Annotated in this window: 1 protein-coding gene; it reads left to right on the forward strand. The window is 61.4% G+C overall.

Features of this window, described 5'->3' with window-relative positions; genetic code table 11:
* A partial coding sequence (locus SB753_RS37830; protein ID WP_410805257.1) for a molybdopterin dinucleotide binding domain-containing protein occupies positions 1-267 on the forward strand: 267 nt, incomplete at both ends.

Raw genomic sequence — 267 nt, forward strand, 5'->3', positions numbered from 1 at the left:
GCGGCGCGTCGAGTTCTATTCGGAGAAGCTGCATCGGTACGGTTATCCGGCCGTACCTCACTATGTACCGCCGAGCCGCGGAGAAGTAGCACGCGCAGCTGAGCGTCGACGCTTTCCCTATACGCTCACTTCCTTCAAGAACGGCTACTACTGCCACAGCCAGCATCGTAGCCTGCCAAGCCTTCGTCGCCGTGCCCCTTATCCCGTTGCGGAACTGAGCGCCGATCTGGCGGCCGTGAAGGGCATTGTCGACGGCGACTGGATACG

Origin of the sequence: Paraburkholderia sp. SIMBA_053, assembly GCF_046534895.1 — a bacterium.
GTDB classification, from domain to species: Bacteria; Pseudomonadota; Gammaproteobacteria; order Burkholderiales; family Burkholderiaceae; genus Paraburkholderia; species Paraburkholderia caledonica.